The following is a 25,689-nucleotide window of genomic DNA, read 5'->3' on the forward strand; positions in this document are numbered from 1 at the left end:
GGCTGGCACAGCGTGACGACGATGCTGCGTGTCGCGCCGCAACGCATCGTGCAACTCCATGTGGCAGTGGAGCGCAAAAGCGATGCGCGTGTGCAAGGCCTGATCCAGAAAGCCGAGGCAGCTTGCGTACCAGTGGCGTGGGTGGATCGCGCGTCGTTGACGAAGTTGGCGGGGCATGGCCACCATCAAGGCATAGTGGCGACCCTTGATCCGGACGTCCAGACGATCACGCTCGACGCCGTGCTACCCAATAGTGCGGATTACCCGAATCCGGTGGGGCGTCAGTTGCTCACGCCCCCCCTCTACCTGGTGCTCGATGGCGTGACCGACCCACACAACCTGGGGGCATGTTTGCGTACTGCGGACGCCGCTGGCGTACGTGCGGTGATCGTCCCCAAGGACCGTTCGGTGGGGATCACGCCGGTGGTACGTAAAGTCGCAAGTGGTGCGGCCGAAACCGTACCCGTCGTCTTCGTCACCAATCTGGCGCGGGCACTCGAGCAGCTCAAAGCGTCGGGCATTTGGGTCGTCGGCTTAGCGGGTGAGGGTGACCAGTGGCTCTTGGCGTGCGATCTTTCCGGCCCTTTAGCGCTCGTCTTGGGTGCCGAAGGGGAGGGGCTTCGTCAATTGACGCGTGAACGTTGCGATTTGCTGGCACGCCTGCCGATGCTCGGCGTCGTCGAGAGTCTCAATGTTTCCGTCGCCGCGGGGGTCGCCCTCTACGAAGTGGTTCGCCGACGTTTCCCTGTGCGCTAGGGTATTGCGCTTCTACTCAATACAGCATCGGTATGGCCGTCGAACGATGGCCATTTTTTCCGGGTATTGACAATAATGATTCTCATTATCTATAATGTTCTCGAATCAAGGAACAGGGAGTGGTCGCAGTGGCAAACCGAGCGCGGACCGGTGCCGAACGGGTTTCACAATGGGTCACCCTGATTGCAGCGGTGGTTGCGGTAACGCTGTCTGTGTTGGATTGGCTCTACTGGGGGCGCTAGTGACCTATAGCGGGTGCGTAGAAGGAGCGACAGGGAAGCGGATGGGGCAAACTGCATCGGCGCTTGGCCCAGATTTTGCACCAGAGGTTCTGTTCGCTGCGGTAATCGAGGGTGTGCCTGCGGTCGAATATCAACCCATTGTTCGTGTCGAAGATGGTGCAATCATTGGATACGAAGCATTGGCACGTTTTTCAGCATGGGGTCGGGCGATTCCGCCAGATCAGCTTTTTGCGGCGCTACATTGCAATCCAATGCTGCTTCACTACGCCGAATGGAAGTGCAAGGCGATTCAATTGGCGTTGGCACCCAAGAAAGGGCTTCTGTTCCTCAATTTGGAGCCCGACGCGTGGCATCAAGGTCAATGCGGAAATTGGGTGGACCCCTATCTCGAATTGTTTGCTGCGGCACGCGAACGGTTGGTGGTCGAAATTGACGAAAGTTGCCATCTTCATGCTGCAACCATCTCCGGAACCCTTGCCGAACGGTTGGCTGAACGGGGCATTGCGGTTGCCATTGACGATTTGACCCCAACGCACGGCATCGCATTGCGATCGCTATACCAATACGCGGCATTTCTCAAATTTGATCGCGCCTTTCTGAGAGAGGGGAGCAAACACAACCCCTTTTTCGAACATCTTTTCGCTGTGGCAAAAGAGAGTGGTGCCACTTTGGTATTGGAAGGCGTCGAGCGGGCGGAAGACCTTGCGTTCGCGGAAGCGCTCGGCTTCGATTGCGTCCAAGGGTTCTATTTCGCCGATCGGATCGTTCGAAAACAAGGGACGACACAGCTTTGGCGACGTTTGTGGCGTGAGCGCCGCGCGTGCACGGGCTGTCAGATGACGTGTGCTGTATGTGATGAGGAGGTGATAGATGGATAGATCCACTGCGTCCCTGCCGATGAGCAGCGTCATGGTCGGAGTACGAAAAGGGCGCAAACGGCTCTGGGAGTTGGAGGAAAAGCTCCTTTGTCCCGTGATTGGTTCCTGCCTGACCGTGGCCGAGGTGGCAAAGCTGTTGAAACGTTTTGGCTACGTCAGTGGCAAAACGCATGCATTCGAAGTGCATGTGACGGCGGTTGGTCTTGCGAAGACGCGTAACGAGGTCAGTGAACGATTGCACCGGCGGCTGGACGAGAAATGGCGTGTTGCGCTGACTCAGATTGCCCAAATCAAAAATGACGAAGCATTGTGCTCGTACTGGACCGAATCGTTTGCGCGCGGAGAAGTGGCGGGCGCTTTCTGGGCCGTGGTGACGCATCCCTCGGTTACGCCTGAGTTGGCCCACCGTTGTTACGAAGACCTTCATATGCTCTCGCACCAAATCGGTGCTGGGCTAGCTGCAGATGTGCGCAGACTCAAATGGCTCGAGGAAGAACGGACCCGTCTTGTGCAAGAGAACCAAAAACTTCAGACGCGTGTCCATGACCTTTCCCAACAGCTGGGCGAGCGGGCTCAAGCTTTACTGAACCTCAAAGCACAGGTCGACCGCGCAGAAGAAGCGCGGGAGCGGTTGATACAGAAGTGGCGGGCTGAATGTGAAATGCTTCGTGATGCGGCAGCAGAAGGCGGCAAGGCTTTGGCGCGAATCGAATCGCTCAAAGCCCGTGTCGACACCTTAGAAGCTGAACTGGTCACGGTATTGCGGGATCGGGATTTTTGGCGCGAAGAGGCAGAGACGATACGCCAGGAACACGCGGTGCTCGAACAGATATTGGTATCGCAACAAACCGGATCGGTTTCGACAAGTTTTTGCGCGAACGAAGCGGAATGTGACGCATGTCAATATCGGTACCGGTGCGTATTGTGTGTCGGCGGGCGCACAAATTTGACCCCGCATCTTCGTGATTTGGCAAAACGCTTTGGGCTGGAGGTCCGGTTCCATGACGGCGGATTAGAAGATGCGCTTCAGCGCTTACCGGAGCAACTGAAAGGGGTCGACGCGGTCATGGTCACCGTTGGCGCCGTGTCCCACCAAGCTTATTACCGTGTCAAGCATTTTTGCAAACAGTTGGGGAAACCGTGCCTTTTGGTTCGAAATGCAAGCGTGGGTAGCTTTGCTGTTGCGATTCATTCTCTTCTGTATGGAGACATCGACCAGGCGACCCAAGGCTTGCCTGCAGTCAAGCGGCTGACGAATTGAGGAGAGTACCATGTACGCTTGCATCTGTTTCGCAGTCAAGGAGCGCGATGTGCGGGAAGCCGTCTCTGGCGGACCAGTACGCATGAGCGATTTGTGCGCCAATTTGGGCGTGGGGACAAAATGTGGTCGCTGCGTCTCTGCGCTGCGTGATATCCTTCGCCAAGCGACACAGGAGTCGCAACTGCGTGCGGTCAATTGCGAGGTCTATGACCAGAATTTTTGCCGGGAAGCTTAATTTGACTGTGTCACAAAATTTTTCTTCACCCTCTACCTACGCGCTCTCCCGCAGCAGGGACACCTCAGAAGCTGCCGGGCGATGTGTTGGGCAATCCAATAGCGAATCGTTGCGATCGAGTCGGGTACGTGGCGTTGTGCTCTTGGGGCTACCCCGGGGGATATACCCTTGGGGTAAGGGAGGCGCTTTGCTGAGCGCACGGTTTTTTTTGTCAGGGTCTTTGAGTCGTTGCAGGAGCAAAAAGCCGTAGGCGGCAATCGTGAGCGTAGCATGGTGGTGAAACCCGCGCCAGTTGCGCCCTTCGTAGTGGCCAAGCCCTACTTCCTGTTTGAGTTCGCGGTAATCGCGCTCGATGCGCCAGCGCATCTTGACGGTATGAACCAGCTGCGTCAATGAGTAGGTCTCGGGAAGCGTGCTCAGAAAGTAGTGGCTCGGTTCGCTTTCCGTTTCCGGCCATTCGATGAGCAGCCACTCGGGTTCGCGAAGGGTGGATCGCCAATAGTCACGGTGCGCGGCTCGTACCCGCACCGCCGCAAAGCGTGAGCGCAACACCCCATTGCTGCCTTCGCGCCAGGTGACCGTCCGGTAGGCGCTCTGCGGAAGGCTCAGTGCCAGCGCCTTGACCGATACCGGTTCGTGCCCAGGGCTACGACGCAGGTTTTTGGCCGGTCGCCCCCGTCCTGTGTACGGTTCCGGTTGTAAGGGTTCGACCCCAGGCGGCCACACGGTGGTCGCTTCCCGTACCGCTACCGCGTAGCGAAGACCCCACGCGGTGAGTTGATCGCGAAAATGGGTGGTGTCGCCATAAACCGCATCGGCAAGTACGACCCCAGGGGGAACGCCTGCGGCAAGCGCCTCCGAGATCTGACTGAGTGCGATTTCGGGTTTCGTCGCAAACGTCACCGTTTCCGGCACCCCCGCTTTGTTGCGCCGCTCGGGGTCATTGGCCCACGCTTCGGGTAGGTAGAGACGAAAGGCAATCGGTAGGCTTCCTTTCTCGCTTGCCAAAGAGAGCGACACAGCGACCTGGCAGTTTTCGTTTTTACCCACCTGCCCGCAGTATTGCCGGGCAACGCCCACCGAGTGGCGACCCTGTTTGGGAATGCCGGTCTCATCGACGATCCAGTAGCACGCCTCATCGAGTGCCAGGTGCGGAGCGACGATTTCGCGCACTTTGCGCAATACCGCTTCGTCCGACCACGGAGATTTCGCCACGAAGTGGTGTAGCGCCTGATGCTTGGCCTGAACCCGCTCAGGGTCAAGGTGCGCGGCAATCGGTTCGATGCTTTTGCGCGCAATCGGCAAAAGAAGCCCCCGGCAGTAGTCCTTGAGCCCCGCATGTCGATCGGCGTGGCCCAGCACCTCAGTAAGCTCTGTGAGGTAGCACTCCAGTTCATCGATTGGTGTCATCGGGGGGCTCCTTCGGAAGGGGTCAAGATAGGAAGAGTCTAGCATCTTTTTTGACACAGTCAAATTAACAGGATGTTGAACAAATGCTCTGTGCGCACCTGACCGCTCCCTTTTCTGGGAGTTTTTGCCAGCCGCTGGCAGGTGGCTCCTGCTCAGCTTGCCATGTTACCGGTGATCAGGGCCGAATGGCGTCGGAATTTCGCGCCAATCGGTCGCTTTTCCCATGCACAACACACACGTTCCTCTCTTTTCCCTCATGTTGCCTTGAGCGGCCAGCCGCTCAGCTTCGCAAGTCGTACGAGGTTGTAGGCGGCAAAAGCGATGAGCGCCTGGACTTTGACTTTGGCCAGTCCCACAAAGCGCGCTTTGCGCAACCCGCCCACGGTTTTGACCCAACCAAAGATCTCTTCGATGCGTTTGCGCACTTTGAGACTCGTTCGGTACGCTTCGCTTTGGGTGAGTGCCTCGGGGATGTTGCTGCCCACTTTCTTGCACGCAATATGCGGGGTGATTCCTTTGCGTCGAAGCACATCGAGAAACCGCGCCGCGTCGTATTTGCGGTCGGCCGCAAGCGTGGCGTTGGCCGGCACCGAGCGTTCGACCATCACTTCGGCCGCTTCGTATTCGGCAGTACCAGTAGCGAGCGTCACTTCGGCATCGACCACGAGCCCGTTTCGGTTTTCCATGAGCACATGACCGGCGTAACAAAGGTGCGCTTTGTCCCCGGCGCTTTTGCGAAAGAGCCGCGCATCCGGATCGGTCGTCGAGCGGTGGGTGGCGTTGCTGCGCTTTTCACCGGTGAAATCGACCGTCGGGTTTTTGCCTTGCCCCTGGTGCGGCCCCGTATCTTCGTCGATCGGGGCAAGACTTTTGTGCGAAGCCCACGCGTCGATCAGGGTGCCGTCGACCGAGAAGTGTTCGTGACTGAGCACCGCGCGCAATTCGGCGTAGTCACGCACCTGACGAAAGAATGCCTGCACGATCTCTTGATTGAGCAACCGCTCACGGTTTGCCGAAAAGGTGGAGTGGTCCCACACCGGTTCGTCCAAGCCCAAACCCACGAACCAGCGGTAAAGGAGGTTATATTCAATCGCTTCGACCAGACGCCGCTCCGAAGGAATCGAGTAGATCGCTTGCAAAAGAAGCGCACGCAGCAGCCGATGCGGTGGGATCGAGGGACGCCCACGCTTGGCGTAACAGGCGTCGATTCTGTCGTCCATTTGCCGCAGCAGGGCATCGACCACCGCCCGAAGCTTGCGGATCGGGTGGTCGGCAGGGATACGATCCTCGAGCGAAACGTAACTGAAGAGCGTCTCCGGGCGTTCCACTCCGCGCATGGCTGCCTCGCAATGCTTCCAGAACGAGATGGCGTTATTGTATCATAGAAATTGTGGATTTTTGAGGGATTTTTCAACGCCCTGTTAATTTGACTGTGTCAAAAAAGATGCTAGACTCTTCCTATCTTGACCCCTTCCGAAGGAGCCCCCCGATGACACCAATCGATGAACTGGAGTGCTACCTCACAGAGCTTACTGAGGTGCTGGGCCACGCCGATCGACATGCGGGGCTCAAGGACTACTGCCGGGGGCTTCTTTTGCCGATTGCGCGCAAAAGCATCGAACCGATTGCCGCGCACCTTGACCCTGAGCGGGTTCAGGCCAAGCATCAGGCGCTACACCACTTCGTGGCGAAATCTCCGTGGTCGGACGAAGCGGTATTGCGCAAAGTGCGCGAAATCGTCGCTCCGCACCTGGCACTCGATGAGGCGTGCTACTGGATCGTCGATGAGACCGGCATTCCCAAACAGGGTCGCCACTCGGTGGGCGTTGCCCGGCAATACTGCGGGCAGGTGGGTAAAAACGAAAACTGCCAGGTCGCTGTGTCGCTCTCTTTGGCAAGCGAGAAAGGAAGCCTACCGATTGCCTTTCGTCTCTACCTACCCGAAGCGTGGGCCAATGACCCCGAGCGGCGCAACAAAGCGGGGGTGCCGGAAACGGTGACGTTTGCGACGAAACCCGAAATCGCACTCAGTCAGATCTCGGAGGCGCTTGCCGCAGGCGTTCCCCCTGGGGTCGTACTTGCCGATGCGGTTTATGGCGACACCACCCATTTTCGCGATCAACTCACCGCGTGGGGTCTTCGCTACGCGGTAGCGGTACGGGAAGCGACCACCGTGTGGCCGCCTGGGGTCGAACCCTTACAACCGGAACCGTACACAGGACGGGGGCGACCGGCCAAAAACCTGCGTCGTAGCCCTGGGCACGAACCGGTATCGGTCAAGGCGCTGGCACTGAGCCTTCCGCAGAGCGCCTACCGGACGGTCACCTGGCGCGAAGGCAGCAATGGGGTGTTGCGCTCACGCTTTGCGGCGGTGCGGGTACGAGCCGCGCACCGTGACTATTGGCGATCCACCCTTCGCGAACCCGAGTGGCTGCTCATCGAATGGCCGGAAACGGAAAGCGAACCGAGCCACTACTTTCTGAGCACGCTTCCCGAGACCTACTCATTGACGCAGCTGGTTCATACCGTCAAGATGCGCTGGCGCATCGAGCGCGATTACCGCGAACTCAAACAGGAAGTAGGGCTTGGCCACTACGAAGGGCGCAACTGGCGCGGGTTTCACCACCATGCTACGCTCACGATTGCCGCCTACGGCTTTTTGCTCCTGCAACGACTCAAAGACCCTGACAAAAAAAACCGTGCGCTCAGCAAAGCGCCTCCCTTACCCCAAGGGTATATCCCCCGGGGTAGCCCCAAGAGCACAACGCCACGTACCCGACTCGATCGCAACGATTCGCTATTGGATTGCCCAACACATCGCCCGGCAGCTTCTGAGGTGTCCCTGCTGCGGGAGAGCGCGTAGGTAGAGGGTGAAGAAAAATTTTGTGACACAGTCAAATTAAGAGTGGTCATGGCTGTTTGGTAAAATGACCAACGCCCATTTCTCGGTGTGATTGAAAAAAGGAGCTCCATCATGAAAAGCGATCCTAAAGTGCTTCAGCTCCTCAATGAGGCGTTGAAAAACGAATTGACAGCCGTCAATCAATACTTTCTTCATGCGCGAATGTACCAGAACTGGGGTTACCATGCGTTGGCGCAAGTAGAGTACCGCGAATCGATCGAAGAGATGAAGCACGCTGATCGATTGATTCAGCGCATTCTCTTTTTGGAAGGGCTGCCCAATTTGCAAGATCTGGGTCGGCTGCGGATAGGTGAAAACGTTCCTGAATGCTTTGAAGCGGATCGTGCGCTGGAGCAAGACGCCATTGCGCAATTGCGTGATGCGATCGTTTATTGTGAATCGGTGCGTGATTTCGTTTCTCGCGATCTTTTGTGCGAACTGCTCGATGACTCAGAGGAGCATTACGATTGGGCTGATACACAGCTCGAATTGATCGAAGCACTTGGTTTGCAGAACTATCTGCAGAGCGCAATGGGAAAAATTGATTCCTAATTTTTTTGTGATATAGTTTAAATGATCTCGATAATCGTTATTGTTTTTATGTCAAAGTGAGGGTGATATCATGAAAAGTCGTCTGGCTGTCTTGTTTCTTGGTGTAAGCTTGGCATTCAATGGGATCGCCGTTCAGGCGTCTGAATCCGAAGGGCGAACTGCGCACCGTGAGGTGTCGATGCCGAGCTCGGCAGCAGAAGCGTGGGAAAATTTGCGCAAAGACGGAGCCGCGTTGCAGCGTTATCTCAAGAAGCAGACGTTGACCCCGATGGATCTCCATGAGGTTCATATGCTTTCCTACTCATTGGAAGTTGCAGTGCACCGTTTGCGGTCCGAATGGGAAACGATCGCGAACGACTTGGAAGAGATGCACCTCAATAGCGAATCGGGTAATGCCGAGAAGACGCGGCAACACGGTCAGGCTTTCCTGGACGCCGTTGCGCGCGTAAAAGGGTGTAAAAAGTAACAGCTGTGATTTTTCCTTTTCAAGGAAGAGATGAATGAACGGTTCACTATGGCAGCGTGTGGCCTTTGCGGCCGGTTTGATCGCCACTGGCTTGGCGTTTGCAGAAGCCCCAATGAGCGTTGACGATGCTGGCACGATGGATGCTGGCGGAAAGAAGGTCGAAGCGGGGTGGAGCAAAGCGGGAGATGTGCGTGCGTGGGAAGTCGCGGCGGGTTTCTCGCCAGCAGAACATTGGGAGATTGGTGTCGCGTGGGATCGGGAAAAGGATCACGCATCGCGGGAGCGGGATCGCGGTGGATCGCTTTCGGTGAAATGGGTGCCTGTCCAAACCGACACGGGATGGTCGGTCGGCGCGCTCTTCGAGCTGGGGCACCGGCAGTGGCGTTCGCACGCAACAGACGAAAAGGATACCTATCAAACGATGAGTGCATTGGGGTTGGCAACGTACCGTACCAACGCCCACGTCATCCATCTCAATGTTGGCGTGGCTCGGGATACGCAAAGCGACGAGAATACTGCGGTTTGGGGGTTGGGGTACGAATACGAACTCGCCGAGACCGTAGCGCTGCTCGCGCAATATTACGGGGAAGAGGGAAGTAGCCCTGTGCGTGGCGTTGGGGTGCGCTGGACCGTTGCCGAAGGGATGAAGGTCGGTGTAATGGTCGATCGTACCACTGGGCGCGACCGCGAAACGGCGGTCGCGCTCAGCTGGGCATGGGAATTCTAGGCGAAGCCAAAAGCTGTCTTCAAGACGGCGCGGTGGGGGATGAGGGAATTCCCCGCAGCGCCGCAAGCGCTTCTGGAGCCACCGAACGCAGGTGAAGATCTCGTTGCGGAAACGGTATTTCAATTCCGTTTTCGCGAAACGCTTTGTCGATCGCCAGCGCCAGCTCGGTGTGCGTCTGCACCCGAACGCCGATATCCGCAACGAAACAGCGCAGTTCGAAGTCGATGCTGCTTGCGCCGTATTGGATGAACGCGACGCTGGGTTCCGGATCTTTGAGGATGTTCGGATGCGCGTGCGCGACCTCTAGCAGCACGTGACGCACCTTGTCGAGATCACTGCCATATGCAACCCCAACCGGAATGACGATGCGCGATTGCAGGTCAGAAAGCGTCCAGTTGGTGACGTTCCCTGTGATGATCGCCTTGTTGGGAATGAGCACTTCCTGTTTGTCCCACGTCTCGATCACAGTGGCGCGAATCGTCATCCGTTTCACCTTGCCGCTGATCCCTTCGACCGTGACGATGTCCCCGACTCGGATGGGGCGCTCAAAGAGAATGATCAATCCAGAGACGAAGTTCGCGACGATCTCTTGCAAACCAAACCCCAGACCGACTGACAACGCGGCAACCAGCCATTGGAGTTTCGACCAGGGCATTCCCAGCCGACTCAGAATCCACACCATACCAACGGTGATGAGGAGGTAGCGGAAAAGGGTAACGATCGCGTATTTGGCGCCGTCGTCGAGTCGACGGGTTTGCGCTAGGAGCAATTCGAGCAGCGTGGGGGCGTTGCGGGTGAGCAGCGTGAGGACAAAGAGTGCCACCAAAGTAAAAAGCAAATCGGCAACCGTTACGGTGAGGGTCAACGTCTCGTTGCCACTCACTTCTTGATAACGCCACAACACCCACTCATCGAGCTGCGTCAATGCCGGTAACAGCGGCGCCCAGAACCAAAGGAGAAGCGCGCCCAGGGTGAGCCAAGCGCTCCAGCGGACGATCCGCTGCAATTGACGACTGCCGTTTTCGATCTCCTGGTTCGTTTCCGCCAGACGTTTTTGTTGCTCTTGCGCCGAGAGGGGTTCGGCAGTGGTGTCGGTCCGTGCTTCGCTCATTTTGCGCCGCGCAACGGTGCGCCAGCGGTCATCGAGAACGCCGCGGACGAGGTCGTAGCCCAGCGCGACACTCAAAAGCGCCCACATTGAACGCCAGTAGGCGATGAGAACGGCCTCGGCGGTATAGAGATAACCGATCACCAGCAATAGGGTGCTCGCCAACGGCGGCAGCAAAAGGACGAGCCACAGCATTCGTCGACCGAACGGGGGAAGCCGAGGAAAGAGGTCTGCGCGTTTCGTGGGATGGAAAAACCAGGCGAAAAAGAGCGTCAGCCACAGGGTTTCAATCAGGAGTGCCGATCGCAACGGTGTGCCCGATTCCTCATGAGGGGGAAGCGCATAGAGGTATGTGACGAGCGTGGCGATGAGTGCGGTTACCCATACGAAGAGAAGCAGGTTGCGTCGTATCCGTAAAGCATTGGTTTCCGGAATGCGATAGCGGTATTGCAGTAGCCCTCCGTGGTCGGTGAGCACGATGCGCCAAAAGTGCAAATTCCACCAGAGGAACGCGGTTTGGGTGAGCGCTTCGCCCAACGCGGGAAGGGAAGTACCCGGTGCGTGGCGCACCAGTTGCGCTAGGAAGAGAAGAAAGAGCGGAAAGCCTGCCGCTTGGAGCGCGGAGAGCAGCAGCAACGCAACCGTGGCGCGGCTTCCGGAGGCGTTTCTGGGGAACGTTTTGGGTAGGATCTGGGTGCATTGTCGCTTCAACGAGCGCAGAGAAAACCACCAGACCAACCACAGGACGAAAGGGATCGCTGCGGCGAATAATCCGTCCTGCCACGAGGAGGCCAGCTTAGGGAGTTCTTTGAGAAGCGGCAGCGTGAGCGTGACGATCGCACCCAGTTCATTTTGGGCTACCGACCACCACGGAAGGGCCGATTTCGCCCACAAGAGAAACCCTTGAAGGGTGGCGAGTGCCTCTTGGCTGAAGCGATCTGCCGCGGCTGTGGTCGCTTCCAGGTCGGAAGCCGTTTGGGTGATGGTGTTGCGCAACGCCGCAATCCGTGCCAGCGTCGCCTGCCGTGCCTCAAGGAGACGCTGAAAAGCTTGTCGCGCAGCGTTTTGCTCTTCTGGCGGCAACTGCGCAATGCGCGCTTCGACCGCTTGCGCAAAAGTGGTATGGCGTTGCTGCGCCTGTACCAGTTCGATCTCGATCTGCTGCCATTCGTTGAGGGCGTCGTTCGCCGTGCGGGCCATCTGTGCCAATTCATTGCGCCACTCGGTGAGCGCATTGCGCAGTTCGATCAGTTGAAAACCCAGAAGCGGTGTCAAACCGTGTGTTTTGGCGCGGGTTTCCAATCGCTTCAGTTGCTGCTGGAATGCTTCCAGTTTTTTTTGCGTTTGCTCTTGAGACTGTTTGAGCGCGTCGATTTTTTGGTTGATCTGTGTCAGGATTGCTTTCAAAGCGTCGTTGCGCTCGGCAATCTGTTGCCAGAGGGGATCGTTTTGCCAGCGTGCTTGCGCTTCGCTCGATTTGGGCCGCAAACGGTCGATTTCGGCAAGCGCGGCTGTGGCGATTTCAAGCTGTTTCTCAACGATCTGAAGCCGCAGGGATCGGGCTTGGGTTTCCAACTTTTGAACCGTCTGCCACAACTGTTGCGCTTTTTCCCAACGCAATTGGAGCAGCTGGGCAATGGTTTGCACCGCTTGCGCGGTTCCCGGCGGCGGGTCGATTGGGCGGGTGAGTTCTGCGGGCGGATCGTTGGTCTGTCGCTCAAGCGCCGCTATCTCGTTTTCCCAACGCGATTTCTCGTTGAGCCACTTCTCTTCTGTGCGTTGTAACCACTCTGCGGCGGCTTCAGGTTGCTTTTGAACCACTTCGCGGTATTGTTGCGTCAGGTTAGGCGTGCTGGTGTGACGCAGCGTGGCCCATTGTTCGCGTGACGCAGCGATGCTTTGCTCCGCGATCTGCTGCCGCAATTGCAGATCCATTTCCAGTTTTTGCAGCGCGATCGCGCGATCCCGCAATTTCAGGAGGAGATCCTTCGCTCGATTCGAAGCGGCGTCGCTTTGCAAGGCGCGGTCGATGAGCGAGATGGGGTCGCTGCCCTCCGCTGTGGTCGACGCGGTCGGCTGTGGATTATTGCCATTTTCTGCCGCGGTGCTCGGTAGTGCTGGAACGCCTAAGAGCAGGATCGAGAAAAGCAAGAGCGGTGCGGTTTGGTACCAAGGGGAACGCATATAATTTCAGGGTAGTCAGATCGTGAATGGTCTGGAATACTTTATCACAAGCAGCAACTTTCTCTGCGAATGCTGTTTTTCTCCAGCAACAGCTGCGTATCTCGAGAGGCTGGAGACGCCAAAGCGGTTGGCATGGGTGGCCTGAGGGCACATGCCCGGAGTGCAGGATGAAAAAGGTGACGGAAGGTACCAAGATGCCGCAGTGGTACATGATGACCAGCAAAGCGGTGGCGGAATACCTTGGCAGCGACCCAGAACGTGGCTTGCCTTTCGAAAGGGTTGCGGAGCGGCTGCGCCAATACGGCCTCAACCAGCTCGATCCCGGAAAACGAGAAGGGTGGTGGGCGCGATTGACGCGGCAGCTCAAAAATCCGCTTCTTTTCGTCCTGCTGGTTGCTGCGGTGGTTGCGTTTGCACTGGGGGAGCGCGTAGACGCGGCAGTGATTGTCGCCGTTGTTTTGCTTTCGGTGGCAATCGGGCTCTACCAAGAGGGGAAGGCACAACGCGCGCTCGACGCAGTTGCCGAATTGCTCGCTCCGCAAGCGATCGTGATCCGCGATGGGGTACGGCATGAGATCCCTGCGCGCGATCTCGTGCCGGGTGACCTTATCTGGGTCGAAGCGGGAATGAGGGTTCCCGCGGACGCGCGACTGGTGGTGGCGAACCGTCTGGCCGTGGATGAAAGCATTCTTACGGGCGAATCGGTTCCTGTGGAGAAACGGGCAGAACCGCTCTCTATTCCAGATCTACCCTTGGCAGATCAGGACAACTGCCTGTGGTCTGGAACCCTCGTTGTCCGTGGGCAAGCGACTGCGCTCGTCTTTGCGACGGGCAAAAACAGCCAGTTGGGAAGGCTGGGACTGATGGTGGGACGGGCAAAGCGAGCAGAGACGCCGTTGATGGAGCGCTTCTCCCGCTTCTCATGGCAGGTTGCTCTTGCCATTTTGTCGGTTTCAACGCTGCTTTTTGCTTTGGCCGTCTGGGGGCCGGCTCAGGTGCGCTTAGAGGACGCCTTCATGGCGACGGTGGGTATCGCGGTTGCCGCGATTCCTGAAGGGCTTCCCGCGCTGGTGTTGGTCATTTTGGCAATTGGCGCGGAGCGCCTGGCCAAGGTCCGTGCGCTGGTGCGCAAGCTTCCTGCGGTGGAGACGTTGGGCGCGGTGACCGTGATCGGATCCGACAAAACGGGGACGCTCACCAAAAACGAGATGACCATTACCGATGTGGCTACGCCAAAAGGGTTCTTCAAAAGTAGCGGCGTAGGCTACGCACCCGAGGGTCGATGGCAGCGCAGCGACGATCTCCAGGAAGGTTCTCTGCCGATTGCCCTTTTTGAAGCGGGCGTGCTCTGTAACGACAGCGCGCTCCAAGTAACACCGGACGGTTCTTTCCGTCCCGTAGGGGATCCACTTGAAGCGGCAATGATCACCGCGGCGATCAAAGCGGGAATCGTTCCGGAATCGGTCCAGCTCGAATGGCGGCGGGTTGATTCGCTCCCTTTCGATCCAGAGAAACGCTATATGGTGACGTTGCATCGTCATCGCAACGGCGATACGCTTCTACTCGTCAAAGGGGCGGTAGAGGTGATTGCGCCCCGTTGTCGCGGTGTGTGTCGCGCGTCGACGTTGGCGGAAATTTCTCGGAGAGCCGATGCACAGCCATTCTCTGATGACCATTGGTTGGCGGTTGCTGAATCGTTCGCGTCAAGAGGGTTACGCGTCATTGCACTGGCTTGTCGGCAATTGCCTAAACCTGAAGGGGATGAGGTACTCGACGAGCGCGTACTCACCGATCTTCTTTGGCTGGGGTTGGTTGGGGTACAAGATCCGCCACGGCCTGAGGCGACGCTTGCGGTTGCCGAATGCCTCCGTGCTGGTGTCCGGGTGGTGATGATTACGGGCGACCATCCCAAAACGGCGCAAGCCGTTGCGCAGTCGTTGGGGCTTGCGCGTGCGAAAGGGAGGCCGCTTATGGGAAGTGAAATCGACCAGCTCGACGATGCCGCACTTGCTGCGCGACTCAAAGAGACCGACGTGGTGTCCCGTGCAACGCCCGAACACAAGTTGCGACTGGTGAACCTTTGGGTACGAACTGGCGAAATCGTCGCGATGACCGGCGATGGGGCCAACGATGCACCTGCGCTTGCTGCAGCCCACGTAGGTATCGCAATGGGGCAACGGGGAACCGATGCAGCGCGTGCAGCGGCAAGTGTGGTGCTTGCCGATGACAACTTTGCGACGATCGTACGTGCGTTGCGCTGGGGTCGAATTGCTTACGACAATGTGAAAAAAACGCTCCTTTTCATCCTGCCAACCAACTTTGCACAGGCATTGGTGGTCGGGGTGGCGTTGGTTTTGGGGGAGACATTGCCGATTTCGGCGACGCAGATTCTGTGGGTGAACCTGGTTACCACCGTATTGCTGGCGACTCCGCTTGCGTTCGAAAAAGGGGAGCGTCGCGTCATGGAGCGCCCACCGCGCCCCCCCAACGAACCGCTCATCACGCGTTTGATCGCCTGGCGCGTTGCTGTGATCGGGATTCTCTTTGCGGCGGTCACCCATCAGGCATTTTTTTGGGCATTGCCTCTGTGGGGAGAGGAGGTGGCCCGCACATTTGCGGTCAATACCCTTGTCGCGATGCAGGTTGCTTACCTTTTTTCGTGTCGAACGTTCGTGGACAACCGGTGGCGAACCCTTTTGGTCGAAGCGCATCCCATAATGTATCTCGCAGTGACGGGAATCGTTCTGCTGCAAGGAGTTTTCACTTATGCGCCTCCGCTCCAGGCCCTTTTTGCGACGAACGCGCTTCCGATCCCGTTGCTGTTGCTGCTCATGCTGATTACCGTGGTTACATTTTTCGTGACAGAAAGTGAGAAGTGGGTGATGCGTCGCATAGGAGTCACCGTACTATGATCGAACTGCCAATCCGCTATGTCGAACCCGTCTTTCGTCCGCCATCAGAGGCGAATTCGCTGATTCTTCCCGTTACCGATGGCTGCTCGTGGAATCGGTGCACTTTTTGTGAGATGTACACGGCGCCACAGAAGAAGTTCCGGGCGCGCAGCGAGGATGAGGTATTGGAAACGATTCGCCGCTGTAGCGAGACGCTCGGGCCGTACGTCCGTCGTGTCTTCTTGGCCGATGGCGACGCGATGGTGCTACCTACCCGTCGGTTGGTTGCAATCCTGGACGAGCTGAACGCCGCGTTCCCCAATCTACAACGCGTTTCCAGCTACTGCCTACCCCGCAACCTGCGCAAAAAATCGGTTGCGGAACTCAAATGGCTCGCGGAACGCAAATTGACACTCGTCTATGTCGGCGCCGAATCGGGTGACGATACGGTGTTGAAACGGGTCCAGAAAGGAGAAACCTTCGCGACTACCGAAGATGCGCTGCTCAAGCTTGCCGAAGCCGGCATACGTCGCTCGGTGATGTTTCTTTTAGGGCTGGGTGGCAAGCAACTTTGGGCGCAGCATATCGCGGCAAGCGCGGCGCTAGCGAACCGGACGCAGCCGGAATATCTTGCGACGCTGGTCGTCTCGTTCCCGCTGGGTAAGGACCGGTTTTTGGCGGCATGGCCCGATTGGGAAGAGCAGGATCTGGTGGGTTTGCTCAAAGAGATGCGGGCGCTTTTACAGCAACTCGAGCTCAAGCAGACGATCTTTCGTTCCGACCACGCGTCGAATTGGCTCGTGCTCAAGGGAACACTCAACAAGGACAAAGCGAAATTGCTGCAACAGGTCGAAGCGGCGCTTGCCGATCCCGCGCATGCGCCGCTGCGGCCAGCGTGGGCAAGAGGGCTGTGATCGAAAAGCGAAGCAGCGGCACCGGGCGACGGACCCGTATCCTCAGGTAACTTGCCAAAATCCGGTGACGGTGGGTGAAAAGAAAAATGCGCGAGGAAATGGTGGTGAGGGAGGGAATCGAACCCTCGACCTACGGGTTATGAATCCGTCGCTCTAACCGCCTGAGCTACCTCACCACCGTAGGGGATGCGGCGCATCCGAGAGTCTGATAATATAGCGGGTTCTTGCAGTTGTTGTCAACCCTTGGAGCGTCACCACTCATGAAAAGCGTCTTTATCCGAACCTTCGGTTGCCAGATGAACGAATACGACACCGAAAAGATGCTCGAACTGATGCGAGCCCAGTTCGGTGCGGAGGTCACGGATGATCCCGCGCAAGCCGATCTGATTTTGTTCAATACGTGCTCGGTGCGCGAGAAGGCGCAGGAGAAGGTTTTTCATGAGTTGGGGCGCGTCAAAGCCCTGAAAAAACAGAAGCCGGGGTTGCTCATCGGGGTAGGCGGTTGCGTCGCCAGCCAGGAGGGAGAGGCGATCATCGCCCGTGCCCCATACGTCGATCTGGTCTTTGGCCCTCAGACGCTCCACCGCTTGCCCGAACTGATCGCGCGCCGCCAACAGGAAGGGAAGCCGCAGGTCGATGTTTCGTTTCCCGAACAGGAAAAGTTCGACGCGCTTCCCGAGGCCAAGCGGCACGGCCCAACGGCGTTCGTTTCGATCATGGAAGGGTGCTCGAAGTATTGCACCTATTGCATCGTGCCCTATACCCGGGGGGACGAGTTTTACCGACCGCTCGAGGAGATCCTGACCGAAGTGGCGACCCTTGCCGAACAAGGGGTGAAAGAGGTGACGCTCTTGGGGCAAAACGTCAATGCCTGGCACGCGCCGATCGCAGCCGGTAGCCGCGAGATCGCCGATTTTGCGTTTCTGCTCGAGTGCGTTGCGGAGATTCCGGGTATCGAACGGATTCGCTATACCACGTCACACCCTCGGGAAATGTCTCCCCGTTTGATTGCAGCGTATGAACGGATTCCCAAACTGGTCAGCCACTTGCATTTGCCGCTTCAAGCCGGTTCGGACCGTGTGCTCGCGGCGATGAAGCGCGGCTATACCGTTCTCGAATACAAGTCGATCGTGCGCAAACTGCGTGCTGTGCGGCCCGACCTTTCCCTTTCGTCCGATTTTATCGTCGGTTTTCCTGGCGAAACCGAGGCGGAGTTTCGCAAGACGCTTGCGATCGTCGAGGAGTTGGCGTTCGACACTTCGTTCAGCTTCGTCTTCAGTCCTCGGCCCGGTACGCCAGCGGCGGAAATGCCCGATCCCGTTCCGCTCGAAGTCAAACAAGGGTGGTTGCGTGAATTGCAAGCGAAAATCGACGCACAGGCCCGCGCCTACAGTGAAGCGATGGTAGGAACCGTGCAGCGGGTGCTCGTCGAAGGGCCATCGAAGAAGGATCCGAACGAACTTTCTGGGCGGACCGACAACAACCGTGTGGTCAATTTCCCTGCGCCGGCTCGTCTCATCGGGCAGTTCGTCGATGTCCGGATCACGCAGGCGCTACCCCACAGCTTGCGGGGTGAAGTGTTGGTGCGGGAGTCGGTTGCGTGATGGTCGAGCTCCATTGGCAGGCGCAGCCAGAGGACAACGTCCGACTCTCGAATCTCTGTGGAACGCTCGATGCCAACCTCCGTCAATTGGAGACGGCGTTCGACGTGGTCATCCTGCGCCGCAGTCACGACTTTCGCGTTCAGGGCAATGCCGAGACGGTACGGCTCGTCCGTACGGCGCTCGAACGGCTGTGGCAACGTGCCGGAAAAGCATTGACTTTGGACGACGTGCAACTGGCTTACGTCGAGACGCTCAACTGGCCGGATGAGGCGGAACCCCAAAGTGCGCCAACGCGCTGGACGCAAGCGGCGCCACGCGCCGAATCGGTGGAGCCCCCAACGGATTTTCCTCCGGAACGGACGGGCGAAGCCCCCGTACTGCGTAGCCGCAAAGGGCGCGTCATCGCGCGCACGCCACGTCAAGCGGCATATATCGAGGCGATACGTACGCACGACATCACCTTTGGCATTGGGCCCGCGGGTACCGGCAAAACCTTCCTGGCGGTGGCATGCGCGGTGGATGCGTTCGAACGCGAACAGGTCGAACGGATCATTTTGACGCGGCCTGCAGTGGAGGCTGGGGAGCGGTTGGGTTTTTTGCCCGGTGATTTGACCCAAAAGGTGGATCCCTACCTGCGGCCGCTTTACGATGCGCTCTACGATCTCATGGGATCGGAACGCGTTGCGAAGCTCTTTGAACGGGGTGCGATCGAGATCGCGCCGCTGGCGTTCATGCGGGGGCGCACGCTCAATCATGCCTTTGTCATTCTGGACGAAGCGCAGAACACTACGCCGGAACAGATGAAGATGTTTCTGACTCGCATCGGTATCGGGTCGAAAGCGGTGGTGACTGGCGACCTCACGCAGGTCGATTTGCCGCGTGGGGCCAAAAGTGGGCTTGCTGAGGCAGTCGAAGTGTTGGCCAACGTGCGCGGTTTGGCGTTTCAGCGGTTCGTGCGCGAAGATGTGGTGCGCCATCCGCTGGTGGCGCGCATCGTCGATGCGTACGAAGCGTTCGACGCGGCACGGCAGAGCGAAGCGCTTGGGGTGACGCGGTGAGAAAGCGCCTTTATCTTTCCTACCAGCGCGCAACCGAATGGCCGGTGCCGCCCCGGGCTTCGGTGTTGCGCTGGGCGCGCGCAGCGCTCCTATCGGGTACGATGCGGGTCACGGTGCGGTTCGTCGACGAAGCAGAAGGGCGGGCGTTGAACGCTGCGTACCGTCACAAGGACTATGCGACCAACGTGTTGTCGTTTCCCTACGATCCCGTTCCTGACGAAGCGCTGGGGATGACCATCGCGCACGGTGATTTGGTGTTGTGCGCGCCGGTACTTCATCGCGAAGCAGTGTCCCAGGGAAAAACCGTGGACGCCCATTGTGCCCATCTGGTCGTTCATGGTATGCTGCACTTGCAAGGATTCGACCACGAAACGGACGAGGAGGCCGAAGCGATGGAAGCGCTGGAGCGCCGCGTCCTTGCCCTTTTGGGGTTTCCCAATCCCTATCGCGACGTGAAATCATCGGTATGAGTGACTCGACTGAACCTTCGTCTACCAAGGGCCTTTGGGCCCGTCTCACGCACTTGTTTTCCTCCGAACCTGAAACCCGAGAAGAATTGCTGGAATTGTTGCGCTCCGCCTGCGAGCGCAATCTGCTCGACGCCGAAGCGCTTGCGATCATCGAGGGGGCGCTTGCGCTCTCCAACCTGACCGTGCGCGACGTGATGGTGCCGCGCAGCCAAATGGACGTGATCCGCGTCGACGACTCGATCGAAGCGATCACGCGGTTGGTGGTAGAGACCAACCATTCCCGCTTCCCTGTGGTTGGGGAAGACAAAGACGACGTCTTGGGGATTTTCCTGGCCAAAGAGTTGTTGCGCTATTACGCGGGGGAGCCGTTCGACCTACGCGACAGCCTTCGGCCTGCGGTTTTCGTCCCGGAGTCGAAGCGGCTGGATATTTTGTTGCGCGAATTTCGCGTTCGTCGTAACCACATGGCGATCGTTGCCGACGAATATGGCGGCGTCGCAGGGTTGGTCACCATCGAAGACGTTTTGGAGCAGATCGTCGGCGAAATCGACGACGAATACGACTTCGAAGCAGAAGAGGATGCGATCGTCGCGGAACAGGACGGCTCGTTCCGAGTTCGTGCGGACTTGGAGTTGGCCGACTTCGATGAGGCGTTTGCCACGCGGTTCGACGAAACCGAAGAAGCCGATACCGTGGGAGGGTTGCTGATCCACCACTTGGGCCGTCTCCCCCACATCCATGAGACGATCACCTTGAACGGGTGGCGTTTCGAAGTGGTGCGCGCCGATGGTCGCCGCGTCTATTGGGTACGGGTGCACAAGCTTCAGGCACCGGAAGCCGAATCTGCTCAAGATGCGTAGCGTCTATCCCCTAACCCCTTGTGTGACTCCGTGAACCGTTCGTTCGCCATCCCCGCAGCGCTCTTGCACCGCCCATGGGTGCTTTGGCTGGTGTGCTGGAGTGTGGGGGGCGGCGTTGCGCTCTTTTCGTTTGCGCCGTTTGGCTGGTGGCCGTTGTTGATGGTGGGGCTCGCGTGGCTCTTCCGCACACTCGCACGCGCCGCGTACCTCCGGGACGCGGCTGCGGCAAGTGGGTTTTTCGCACACGGATATTTTACCGTCGGCCTTTCGTGGCTCGCTGTGGCGCTGGCGCGTTACGGCGGTTTGCCTTGGGGCGTTGCTGCGGTTGCGGTCGCGCTCCTAGCTGCCTATTTGGCGCTATGGTGGGCAATCGCAGGCGGTATTACCCATTGGTTGTGGCGTCGTCTGGGGACTGTGCGCGCGCTCGTTCCTGCCGCGTTGTGGACACTCGCCGAATGGGGGCGGGGCGGGTTGCTGACCGGATTCCCCTGGCTCATGCCGGGATTTGCCGCAGCGCACGACGCCGGACCGTTGGCGCTTTTCAACGGTTGGTTTCCGATCGTCGGTGCGCTCGGTGTGACCTTTCTGATGGTTGCGCTCGCCGCTGCTTGGGGAAACGCACCCCGGCGGCTGCAGACCTGGGGCATTACCTTTGGGGTTTGTGTAGCGGGGTGGGGTTTGGGGCAGATCGCATGGAGCGAACCGGCTGCGCCACCCGTCACCGTGAGTGTGATCCAGACGGTAGTGGCGCAAGACGAAAAGTGGGATACGCGGCGCTGGCAGACCCATTTCACGGAACTGACCCGCAAGGTTGCGCGGGCGAAGGGGGCGGTGGTCGTCACGCCGGAAACGGTGTTGCCCCTTTTCGAAAGCGACTTGCCGCAAACCTGGCGAGCGGCGCTTGCGGCTGCGTTCGCACAAGGTAACGACGCGCACGCACCGGATGCGTCGAACCGAACGTTGTTGCTCGGGCTCTTTCGCCGCGACGCTACGGGAATCCACAATGCACTGACCACGCTCGACGGTCGGTGGCACTACGACAAGCGGCAGCTGGTACCCTTTGGCGAATTCGTCCCGCCAGGGTTTCACTGGTTTGTCCGCTGGCTGGCGATCCCGTTCGCCGACCAGGTGCCGGGTGTTGCGAATCCGTCGCTGGGGGCTTGGCAGCGGGCGCACTGGGCGGCGAACATTTGCTACGAAAGCGCGTTTGCCCGATGGGTGGTGCGTGATGTGCGCCGGGGGGCACAGATCTTAGTGAATGCCTCGAATTTTGCGTGGTACGGAAAAACCCACGGCCAATGGCAGCACGCACAGATTGGTCGCGCCCGTGCGCTCGAAACCGCACGCCCCTGGATTCAAGCGGTCAATGCGGGCGTGAGTGCCGTATTCGACGCACAGGGACGTACGGTGGCGATCGCGGCGCCGTGGCGCGACGCGGTGCTCGATGCGGTGATCGTCCCACAACAGGGTTTGACTCCGTTCGTGCGCTGGGGGGGAGAGGCGAGCGTGGTGTTTTTGGCGTTGGCGCTCTTGGGGGCTGTGCTGTCGCGTCGCGGGCGTAACCGGGTTCGGTGCTAAAATTGCCAGATTACGTACTGGATTGCACCGAGACCGTGATGAACGTCCCGACATTTCAAGAGATCATCCTGCGGCTGCAGACCTTCTGGGCCAACGAAGGGTGTGTGTTGCTGCAACCCTACGATTTGGAAGTGGGCGCGGGAACGTCACACACCGCGACCTTCTTGCGCGCGATCGGGCCGGAGCCGTGGTACGCGGCGTACGTCCAGCCTTCGCGCCGTCCCAAGGATGGTCGCTATGGCGAAAACCCGAACCGGTTGCAGCACTATTACCAGTTTCAGGTCGTTCTCAAACCCAGCCCGCTCGATATCCAAGAGCGTTACTTGAGGAGCCTGGTAGCGCTTGGAATCGACCTGAAGCAGCACGATGTGCGCTTCGTCGAAGACGACTGGGAAAACCCGACGCTCGGTGCGTGGGGATTGGGTTGGGAAGTCTGGCTCGACGGGATGGAGGTGACCCAATTCACCTACTTCCAGCAGGTCGGCGGACTGGACTGCAAGCCGGTCCTGGGCGAGATCACCTACGGTATCGAGCGTTTGGCGATGTACCTTCAGGGTGTGGAAAACGTCTACGATCTCCTCTGGTCGGTGACGCCGGATGGGCAGCGGATCACCTACGGCGACGTCTTTCACCAGAACGAGGTGGAGCAGTCCCGCTACAATTTCGAAGCGGCTAATGTGCCGTTGCTCTTCGAGTTTTTCAACCATTTCGAAGCAGAGGCGAAACGGCTGATGGAAGCGTCGCTTCCCTTGCCCGCGTACGAAATGGTGCTCAAAGCCGCACATACGTTCAACTTGCTCGATGCCCGCGGGGCGATTTCCGTCACAGAACGGGCGGGGTATATCGGCCGGATTCGGGCGCTGGCGCGTGCCGTGGCACAAGCCTATTACCAGAGCCGCGAAGCGCTCGGATTCCCGTTGCTTGCGAAGGAGACGCCCCATGCAGCGTAACGCATTGCTCGTCGAATTGGTCACCGAGGAGTTGCCGCCGAAGGCGCTCGCCAAACTCGGCGAAATGTTCGCCCGTGGGGTCGTCGAACGGTTGCGCACCGCGGATCTGGTCACTGAAGATGCGGCATGGCGGTGGTTCGCCTCGCCGCGGCGGCTTGCGGTTTGGGTGGAAGCGGTTGCGGCAAAGGGTGCGGACCGCGAACAGCAAGTGCGCTTGATGCCCGTCACGGTCGCGTACGACAGCGACGGGCAACCCACCACTGCGCTCGTCAAACGGCTTGCCGCAAAAGGTCTGACCCCGGGTGAGGCACCGCTCTTTCGTGCCCATGACGGCAAACAAGAACAACTCTTTTTGCGGGAGACGGTGCCGGGAGCAGACCTGTTTGCGCAACTGGCCGAATGGGTGCATGCTGCGCTCGATGCCCTCCCGATCCCGAAACGGATGCGCTGGGGTTCGGGAGACGAGACATTCGTTCGTCCCGTACACCGTCTGGTGATGTTGTGGGGCGATCAAGTGGTTCCGGGAACCGTACTGGGGCTGGAGAGCGGTCGCGAAACGCTGGGCCACCGCTTCCTCAGTCGCGGCGCGATCCCCCTCGCGCACGCCGATGCGTACGAACCCACCTTGTTGGCCGAAGGAAAAGTGATCCCCGATTTTGCCGCACGGCGCGAGGCGATCGCGAAGATGTTGGCAGAAGCGGCACAGAAGGCGGGGGCGCATCTGCGCGACGACCCGGATCTTTTGGACGAAGTGACAGCACTCGTCGAATACCCCGCGGTTTATCTCGGCACATTCCCTGAAGCGTTTCTGGCCGTGCCGCCCGAATGCCTGATCCTCACGATGCGGGCCAATCAGAAATATTTCCCGCTCTTCGATGCGGCAGACCGATTGACGAACCGTTTCCTGATCGTCTCGAACATGCGGATCGCGGACCCGAGCGCGATCATCCACGGTAACGAACGGGTGGTGCGCCCCCGTTTGGCCGATGCGCAGTTCTTCTTCGAACAAGACCGCAAAACGACGTTGGAGCGTCGCCTGCCTCGGCTTGCGGAGATCGTCTATCACAACCGCATCGGGACACTGGCGGAGCGGGTGGCACGTATCGAATCCCTGGCGGGCGAAATCGCCCATCGTTTGGGCGTCGATCCCGTTTTGCCGCAACGCGCGGCGCGGCTCGCCAAGTGCGACCTCGTCACCGAAATGGTGGGCGAATTCCCCGAATTGCAAGGGGTGATGGGGCGGTACTACGCATTGGCCGACGGCGAACCCCAGGAAGTAGCCGAAGCGATCGAAGATCACTACAAACCGCGTTTCGCTGGCGATGCGCTGCCGCGCCATCTGACCGGTACGATCGTCGCGCTCGCGGACAAACTCGACGCCCTTGCCGGCCTCTTTGCGTTGGGTGAAACCCCTACGGGCGAAAAAGATCCCTTTGCGTTGCGGCGCGCAGCACTTGGGATCTTGCGCATGGTGATCGAGCACCCCGTACCTTTGCCGTTCGATCCGCTTCTCGACGCGGCGTTCCAGCTGCAGCCGGAGGCAGTGCGCCGTGCGGCTGGGCAGCGCGACGTGGTCGCGGAAATGCGCGCATTCTGCGACGAGCGCTTGCGCCATTGGTTGCGGGAAAGGGGCCACGCACCGCTCATGGTCGACGCGGTGCTTGCGGTCACCCCACAACGTATCGATACGGTACCCGCGCGGTTGTCCGCTTTGACAGCATTTGCCGAGCGCCCAGAGGCGCAGCGGTTGGCGGCGGCGCGCAAGCGCGTGGTCAATCTGCTGAAGAAAGCGGAGCTTGCCCACGTCGACGTCGATGTCGCGCTCTTTGCCGAACCGGCCGAAAAAGCGCTCTTCGAAGCGCTCGTGCGGGTCGAACCGTACCTGGCGTCACACATCGACAACGAAGCGTTCGACGCGGCACTCACCACGCTGGTCGCATTGGCTGAACCGATCGATGCGTTCTTCGATTCCGTGATGGTGCTTACCGACGAACCGTTGCTGCGGATGAATCGGCTGGCGCTCTTGGCCCGTTTGCGTCGGGCGCTCGATCAGGTAGCAGATCTTTCGGTGCTTGCGGCATGAAGGTGATCGTGCTCGACCGGGATGGGGTGATCAACGAGCCGCGCAAACCCTTCTTGCGCGGCCCAGAGGACTGGGTGCCGCTTCCTGGGGCGATCGAGGCGATTTCGCTTTTGACCCAGTGGGGCTGGCGAGTGGTGCTCGCGATCAATCAATCGGTGATTGGCCGCGGCCTCATCACGGTCGACACGATGAACGCGATCCATGAACGGTTGATCAAACAGGCGGCGACCGAAGGGGGGCGGATTCACGCCATCTTCTTCTGTCCGCACGCAGCAGACGCCGACTGTGCCTGTCGGAAGCCCAAACCGGGGATGTTGCGCACGATCGCGCAACGTTTTGGTGTCGATATGGCGAAGGTGCCGGTGGTGGGGGACCGTCTGCGTGACCTCCGAGCGGCTGCGGCGATCGGGGCACAACCCTGGCTGGTGCGCACCGGCTTTGGCGCGGAAACGGAACGGGAAGCTGCGTCCGAACTGCCGCCCGGCACCCAGGTCGTCGATGATCTGCTCGCTGTCGCCAAAATGCTGATTGCCCAAGCATCGTCGCGGTAAAGGAAAGTC

The 25,689-nt window shown here is 59.0% G+C and carries 22 protein-coding genes and 1 tRNA gene; 19 read left to right on the top strand and 4 right to left on the bottom strand.

The window, feature by feature from the left end; translation table 11 throughout:
* Window positions 1-21: 21 nt before the first annotated feature.
* The 5 genes from rlmB to HPTL_RS11615 all read left to right on the top strand — a co-directional run bounded on the left by rlmB (window position 22) and on the right by HPTL_RS11615 (window position 3,372).
* Entirely contained in the window at window positions 22-756 is a 735-nt protein-coding gene (rlmB, locus tag HPTL_RS03400) for a 23S rRNA (guanosine(2251)-2'-O)-methyltransferase RlmB (protein WP_408610110.1), read from the top strand.
* Window positions 757-875: 119 nt separating this feature from the next.
* A complete protein-coding gene (locus HPTL_RS11540; protein ID WP_269461302.1) occupies window positions 876-998 on the top strand; it encodes a hypothetical protein in 123 nt (40 codons plus the stop codon).
* A 41-nt stretch (window positions 999-1,039) separates the two neighbouring features.
* On the top strand, window positions 1,040-1,876 hold the full coding sequence (locus tag HPTL_RS03405; protein ID WP_170141254.1) for an EAL domain-containing protein: 837 nt from the start codon (window positions 1,040-1,042) through the stop codon (window positions 1,874-1,876).
* Between the two features lie 70 nt (window positions 1,877-1,946).
* The gene (locus HPTL_RS03410) at window positions 1,947-3,137 is read left to right on the top strand and encodes a DUF2325 domain-containing protein (protein WP_170141255.1); all 1,191 of its coding nucleotides are present in this window, start codon (window positions 1,947-1,949) and stop codon (window positions 3,135-3,137) included.
* Between the two features lie 10 nt (window positions 3,138-3,147).
* Window positions 3,148-3,372 carry a (2Fe-2S)-binding protein gene (locus HPTL_RS11615; RefSeq protein ID WP_119334722.1) on the top strand — a complete coding sequence of 75 codons (225 nt, stop codon included), beginning with the start codon at window positions 3,148-3,150 and terminating at the stop codon, window positions 3,370-3,372.
* A gap of 36 nt (window positions 3,373-3,408) precedes the next feature.
* Here the strand turns inward: HPTL_RS11615 and HPTL_RS03420 are convergent, their stop codons facing one another.
* On the bottom strand, window positions 3,409-4,782 hold the full coding sequence (locus tag HPTL_RS03420; protein WP_119334723.1) for an IS701 family transposase: 1,374 nt from the start codon (window positions 4,780-4,782) through the stop codon (window positions 3,409-3,411).
* A 254-nt stretch (window positions 4,783-5,036) separates the two neighbouring features.
* Entirely contained in the window at window positions 5,037-6,119 is a 1,083-nt protein-coding gene (locus tag HPTL_RS03425) for an IS5 family transposase (protein WP_119334724.1), read from the bottom strand.
* Window positions 6,120-6,271: 152 nt separating this feature from the next.
* On the opposite strand from HPTL_RS03425, the gene HPTL_RS03430 reads away from it, so the two are divergent.
* The 4 genes from HPTL_RS03430 (at window position 6,272) to HPTL_RS03445 (ending at window position 9,429) form a co-directional block, all read left to right on the top strand.
* Entirely contained in the window at window positions 6,272-7,645 is a 1,374-nt protein-coding gene (locus HPTL_RS03430; protein ID WP_119334723.1) for an IS701 family transposase, read from the top strand.
* A 111-nt stretch (window positions 7,646-7,756) separates the two neighbouring features.
* On the top strand, window positions 7,757-8,236 hold the full coding sequence (gene bfr, locus HPTL_RS03435) for a bacterioferritin (RefSeq protein WP_119334725.1): 480 nt from the start codon (window positions 7,757-7,759) through the stop codon (window positions 8,234-8,236).
* A 70-nt stretch (window positions 8,237-8,306) separates the two neighbouring features.
* Window positions 8,307-8,702: a DUF6746 family protein gene (locus HPTL_RS03440; protein ID WP_119334726.1), complete on the top strand. Its 396-nt coding sequence runs from the start codon at window positions 8,307-8,309 to the stop codon at window positions 8,700-8,702.
* A gap of 34 nt (window positions 8,703-8,736) precedes the next feature.
* On the top strand, window positions 8,737-9,429 hold the full coding sequence (locus HPTL_RS03445) for a porin (protein WP_119334727.1): 693 nt from the start codon (window positions 8,737-8,739) through the stop codon (window positions 9,427-9,429).
* Between the two features lie 19 nt (window positions 9,430-9,448).
* Here the strand turns inward: HPTL_RS03445 and HPTL_RS03450 are convergent, their stop codons facing one another.
* Window positions 9,449-12,721: a mechanosensitive ion channel domain-containing protein gene (locus HPTL_RS03450; protein WP_119334728.1), complete on the bottom strand. Its 3,273-nt coding sequence runs from the start codon at window positions 12,719-12,721 to the stop codon at window positions 9,449-9,451.
* 167 nt (window positions 12,722-12,888) lie between these two features.
* Here HPTL_RS03450 and HPTL_RS03455 point away from each other — a divergent pair, with 167 nt between their 5' ends.
* Together HPTL_RS03455 and HPTL_RS03460 are read left to right on the top strand one after the other, a co-directional pair.
* On the top strand, window positions 12,889-15,633 hold the full coding sequence (locus HPTL_RS03455) for a cation-translocating P-type ATPase (protein WP_170141256.1): 2,745 nt from the start codon (window positions 12,889-12,891) through the stop codon (window positions 15,631-15,633).
* On the top strand, window positions 15,630-16,526 hold the full coding sequence (locus tag HPTL_RS03460) for a radical SAM protein (RefSeq protein ID WP_119334730.1): 897 nt from the start codon (window positions 15,630-15,632) through the stop codon (window positions 16,524-16,526). The genes HPTL_RS03455 and HPTL_RS03460 overlap by 4 nt, the downstream gene beginning before the upstream one ends.
* Window positions 16,527-16,625: 99 nt before the next feature.
* On the opposite strand, the gene HPTL_RS03465 is transcribed toward HPTL_RS03460, so the two are convergent.
* Window positions 16,626-16,702: transfer RNA gene (locus tag HPTL_RS03465), tRNA-Met, on the bottom strand.
* A gap of 84 nt (window positions 16,703-16,786) precedes the next feature.
* Here HPTL_RS03465 and miaB point away from each other — a divergent pair.
* Genes miaB through gmhB form a run of 8 tightly spaced genes read left to right on the top strand, consistent with a single transcriptional unit; the run spans window position 16,787 to window position 25,680 of the window.
* Window positions 16,787-18,130 (top strand): tRNA (N6-isopentenyl adenosine(37)-C2)-methylthiotransferase MiaB, encoded by a 1,344-nt coding sequence (miaB, locus tag HPTL_RS03470; protein ID WP_119334731.1) that lies wholly within the window; start codon window positions 16,787-16,789, stop codon window positions 18,128-18,130.
* The gene (locus tag HPTL_RS03475) at window positions 18,130-19,188 is read left to right on the top strand and encodes a PhoH family protein (protein WP_119334732.1); all 1,059 of its coding nucleotides are present in this window, start codon (window positions 18,130-18,132) and stop codon (window positions 19,186-19,188) included. Before miaB ends, HPTL_RS03475 begins: the two co-directional genes overlap by 1 nt.
* The gene (gene ybeY / locus HPTL_RS03480) at window positions 19,185-19,658 is read left to right on the top strand and encodes an rRNA maturation RNase YbeY (protein WP_119334733.1); all 474 of its coding nucleotides are present in this window, start codon (window positions 19,185-19,187) and stop codon (window positions 19,656-19,658) included. Before HPTL_RS03475 ends, ybeY begins: the two co-directional genes overlap by 4 nt.
* Window positions 19,655-20,518, top strand: coding sequence for an HlyC/CorC family transporter (locus tag HPTL_RS03485; protein WP_119334734.1), 864 nt, complete (start codon window positions 19,655-19,657; stop codon window positions 20,516-20,518). Before ybeY ends, HPTL_RS03485 begins: the two co-directional genes overlap by 4 nt.
* A gap of 30 nt (window positions 20,519-20,548) precedes the next feature.
* Window positions 20,549-22,096: an apolipoprotein N-acyltransferase gene (gene lnt / locus HPTL_RS03490; RefSeq protein WP_119334735.1), complete on the top strand. Its 1,548-nt coding sequence runs from the start codon at window positions 20,549-20,551 to the stop codon at window positions 22,094-22,096.
* Between the two features lie 38 nt (window positions 22,097-22,134).
* Window positions 22,135-23,046 (top strand): glycine--tRNA ligase subunit alpha, encoded by a 912-nt coding sequence (glyQ, locus tag HPTL_RS03495; RefSeq protein ID WP_119334736.1) that lies wholly within the window; start codon window positions 22,135-22,137, stop codon window positions 23,044-23,046.
* A complete protein-coding gene (gene glyS / locus HPTL_RS03500; RefSeq protein WP_119334737.1) occupies window positions 23,036-25,129 on the top strand; it encodes a glycine--tRNA ligase subunit beta in 2,094 nt (697 codons plus the stop codon). Before glyQ ends, glyS begins: the two co-directional genes overlap by 11 nt.
* Window positions 25,126-25,680, top strand: coding sequence for a D-glycero-beta-D-manno-heptose 1,7-bisphosphate 7-phosphatase (gene gmhB / locus HPTL_RS03505; RefSeq protein ID WP_119334738.1), 555 nt, complete (start codon window positions 25,126-25,128; stop codon window positions 25,678-25,680). The genes glyS and gmhB overlap by 4 nt, the downstream gene beginning before the upstream one ends.
* Window positions 25,681-25,689 lie beyond the last annotated feature (9 nt).

The organism is Hydrogenophilus thermoluteolus (assembly GCF_003574215.1).
Taxonomy (GTDB): Bacteria; Pseudomonadota; Gammaproteobacteria; order Burkholderiales; family Rhodocyclaceae; genus Hydrogenophilus; species Hydrogenophilus thermoluteolus.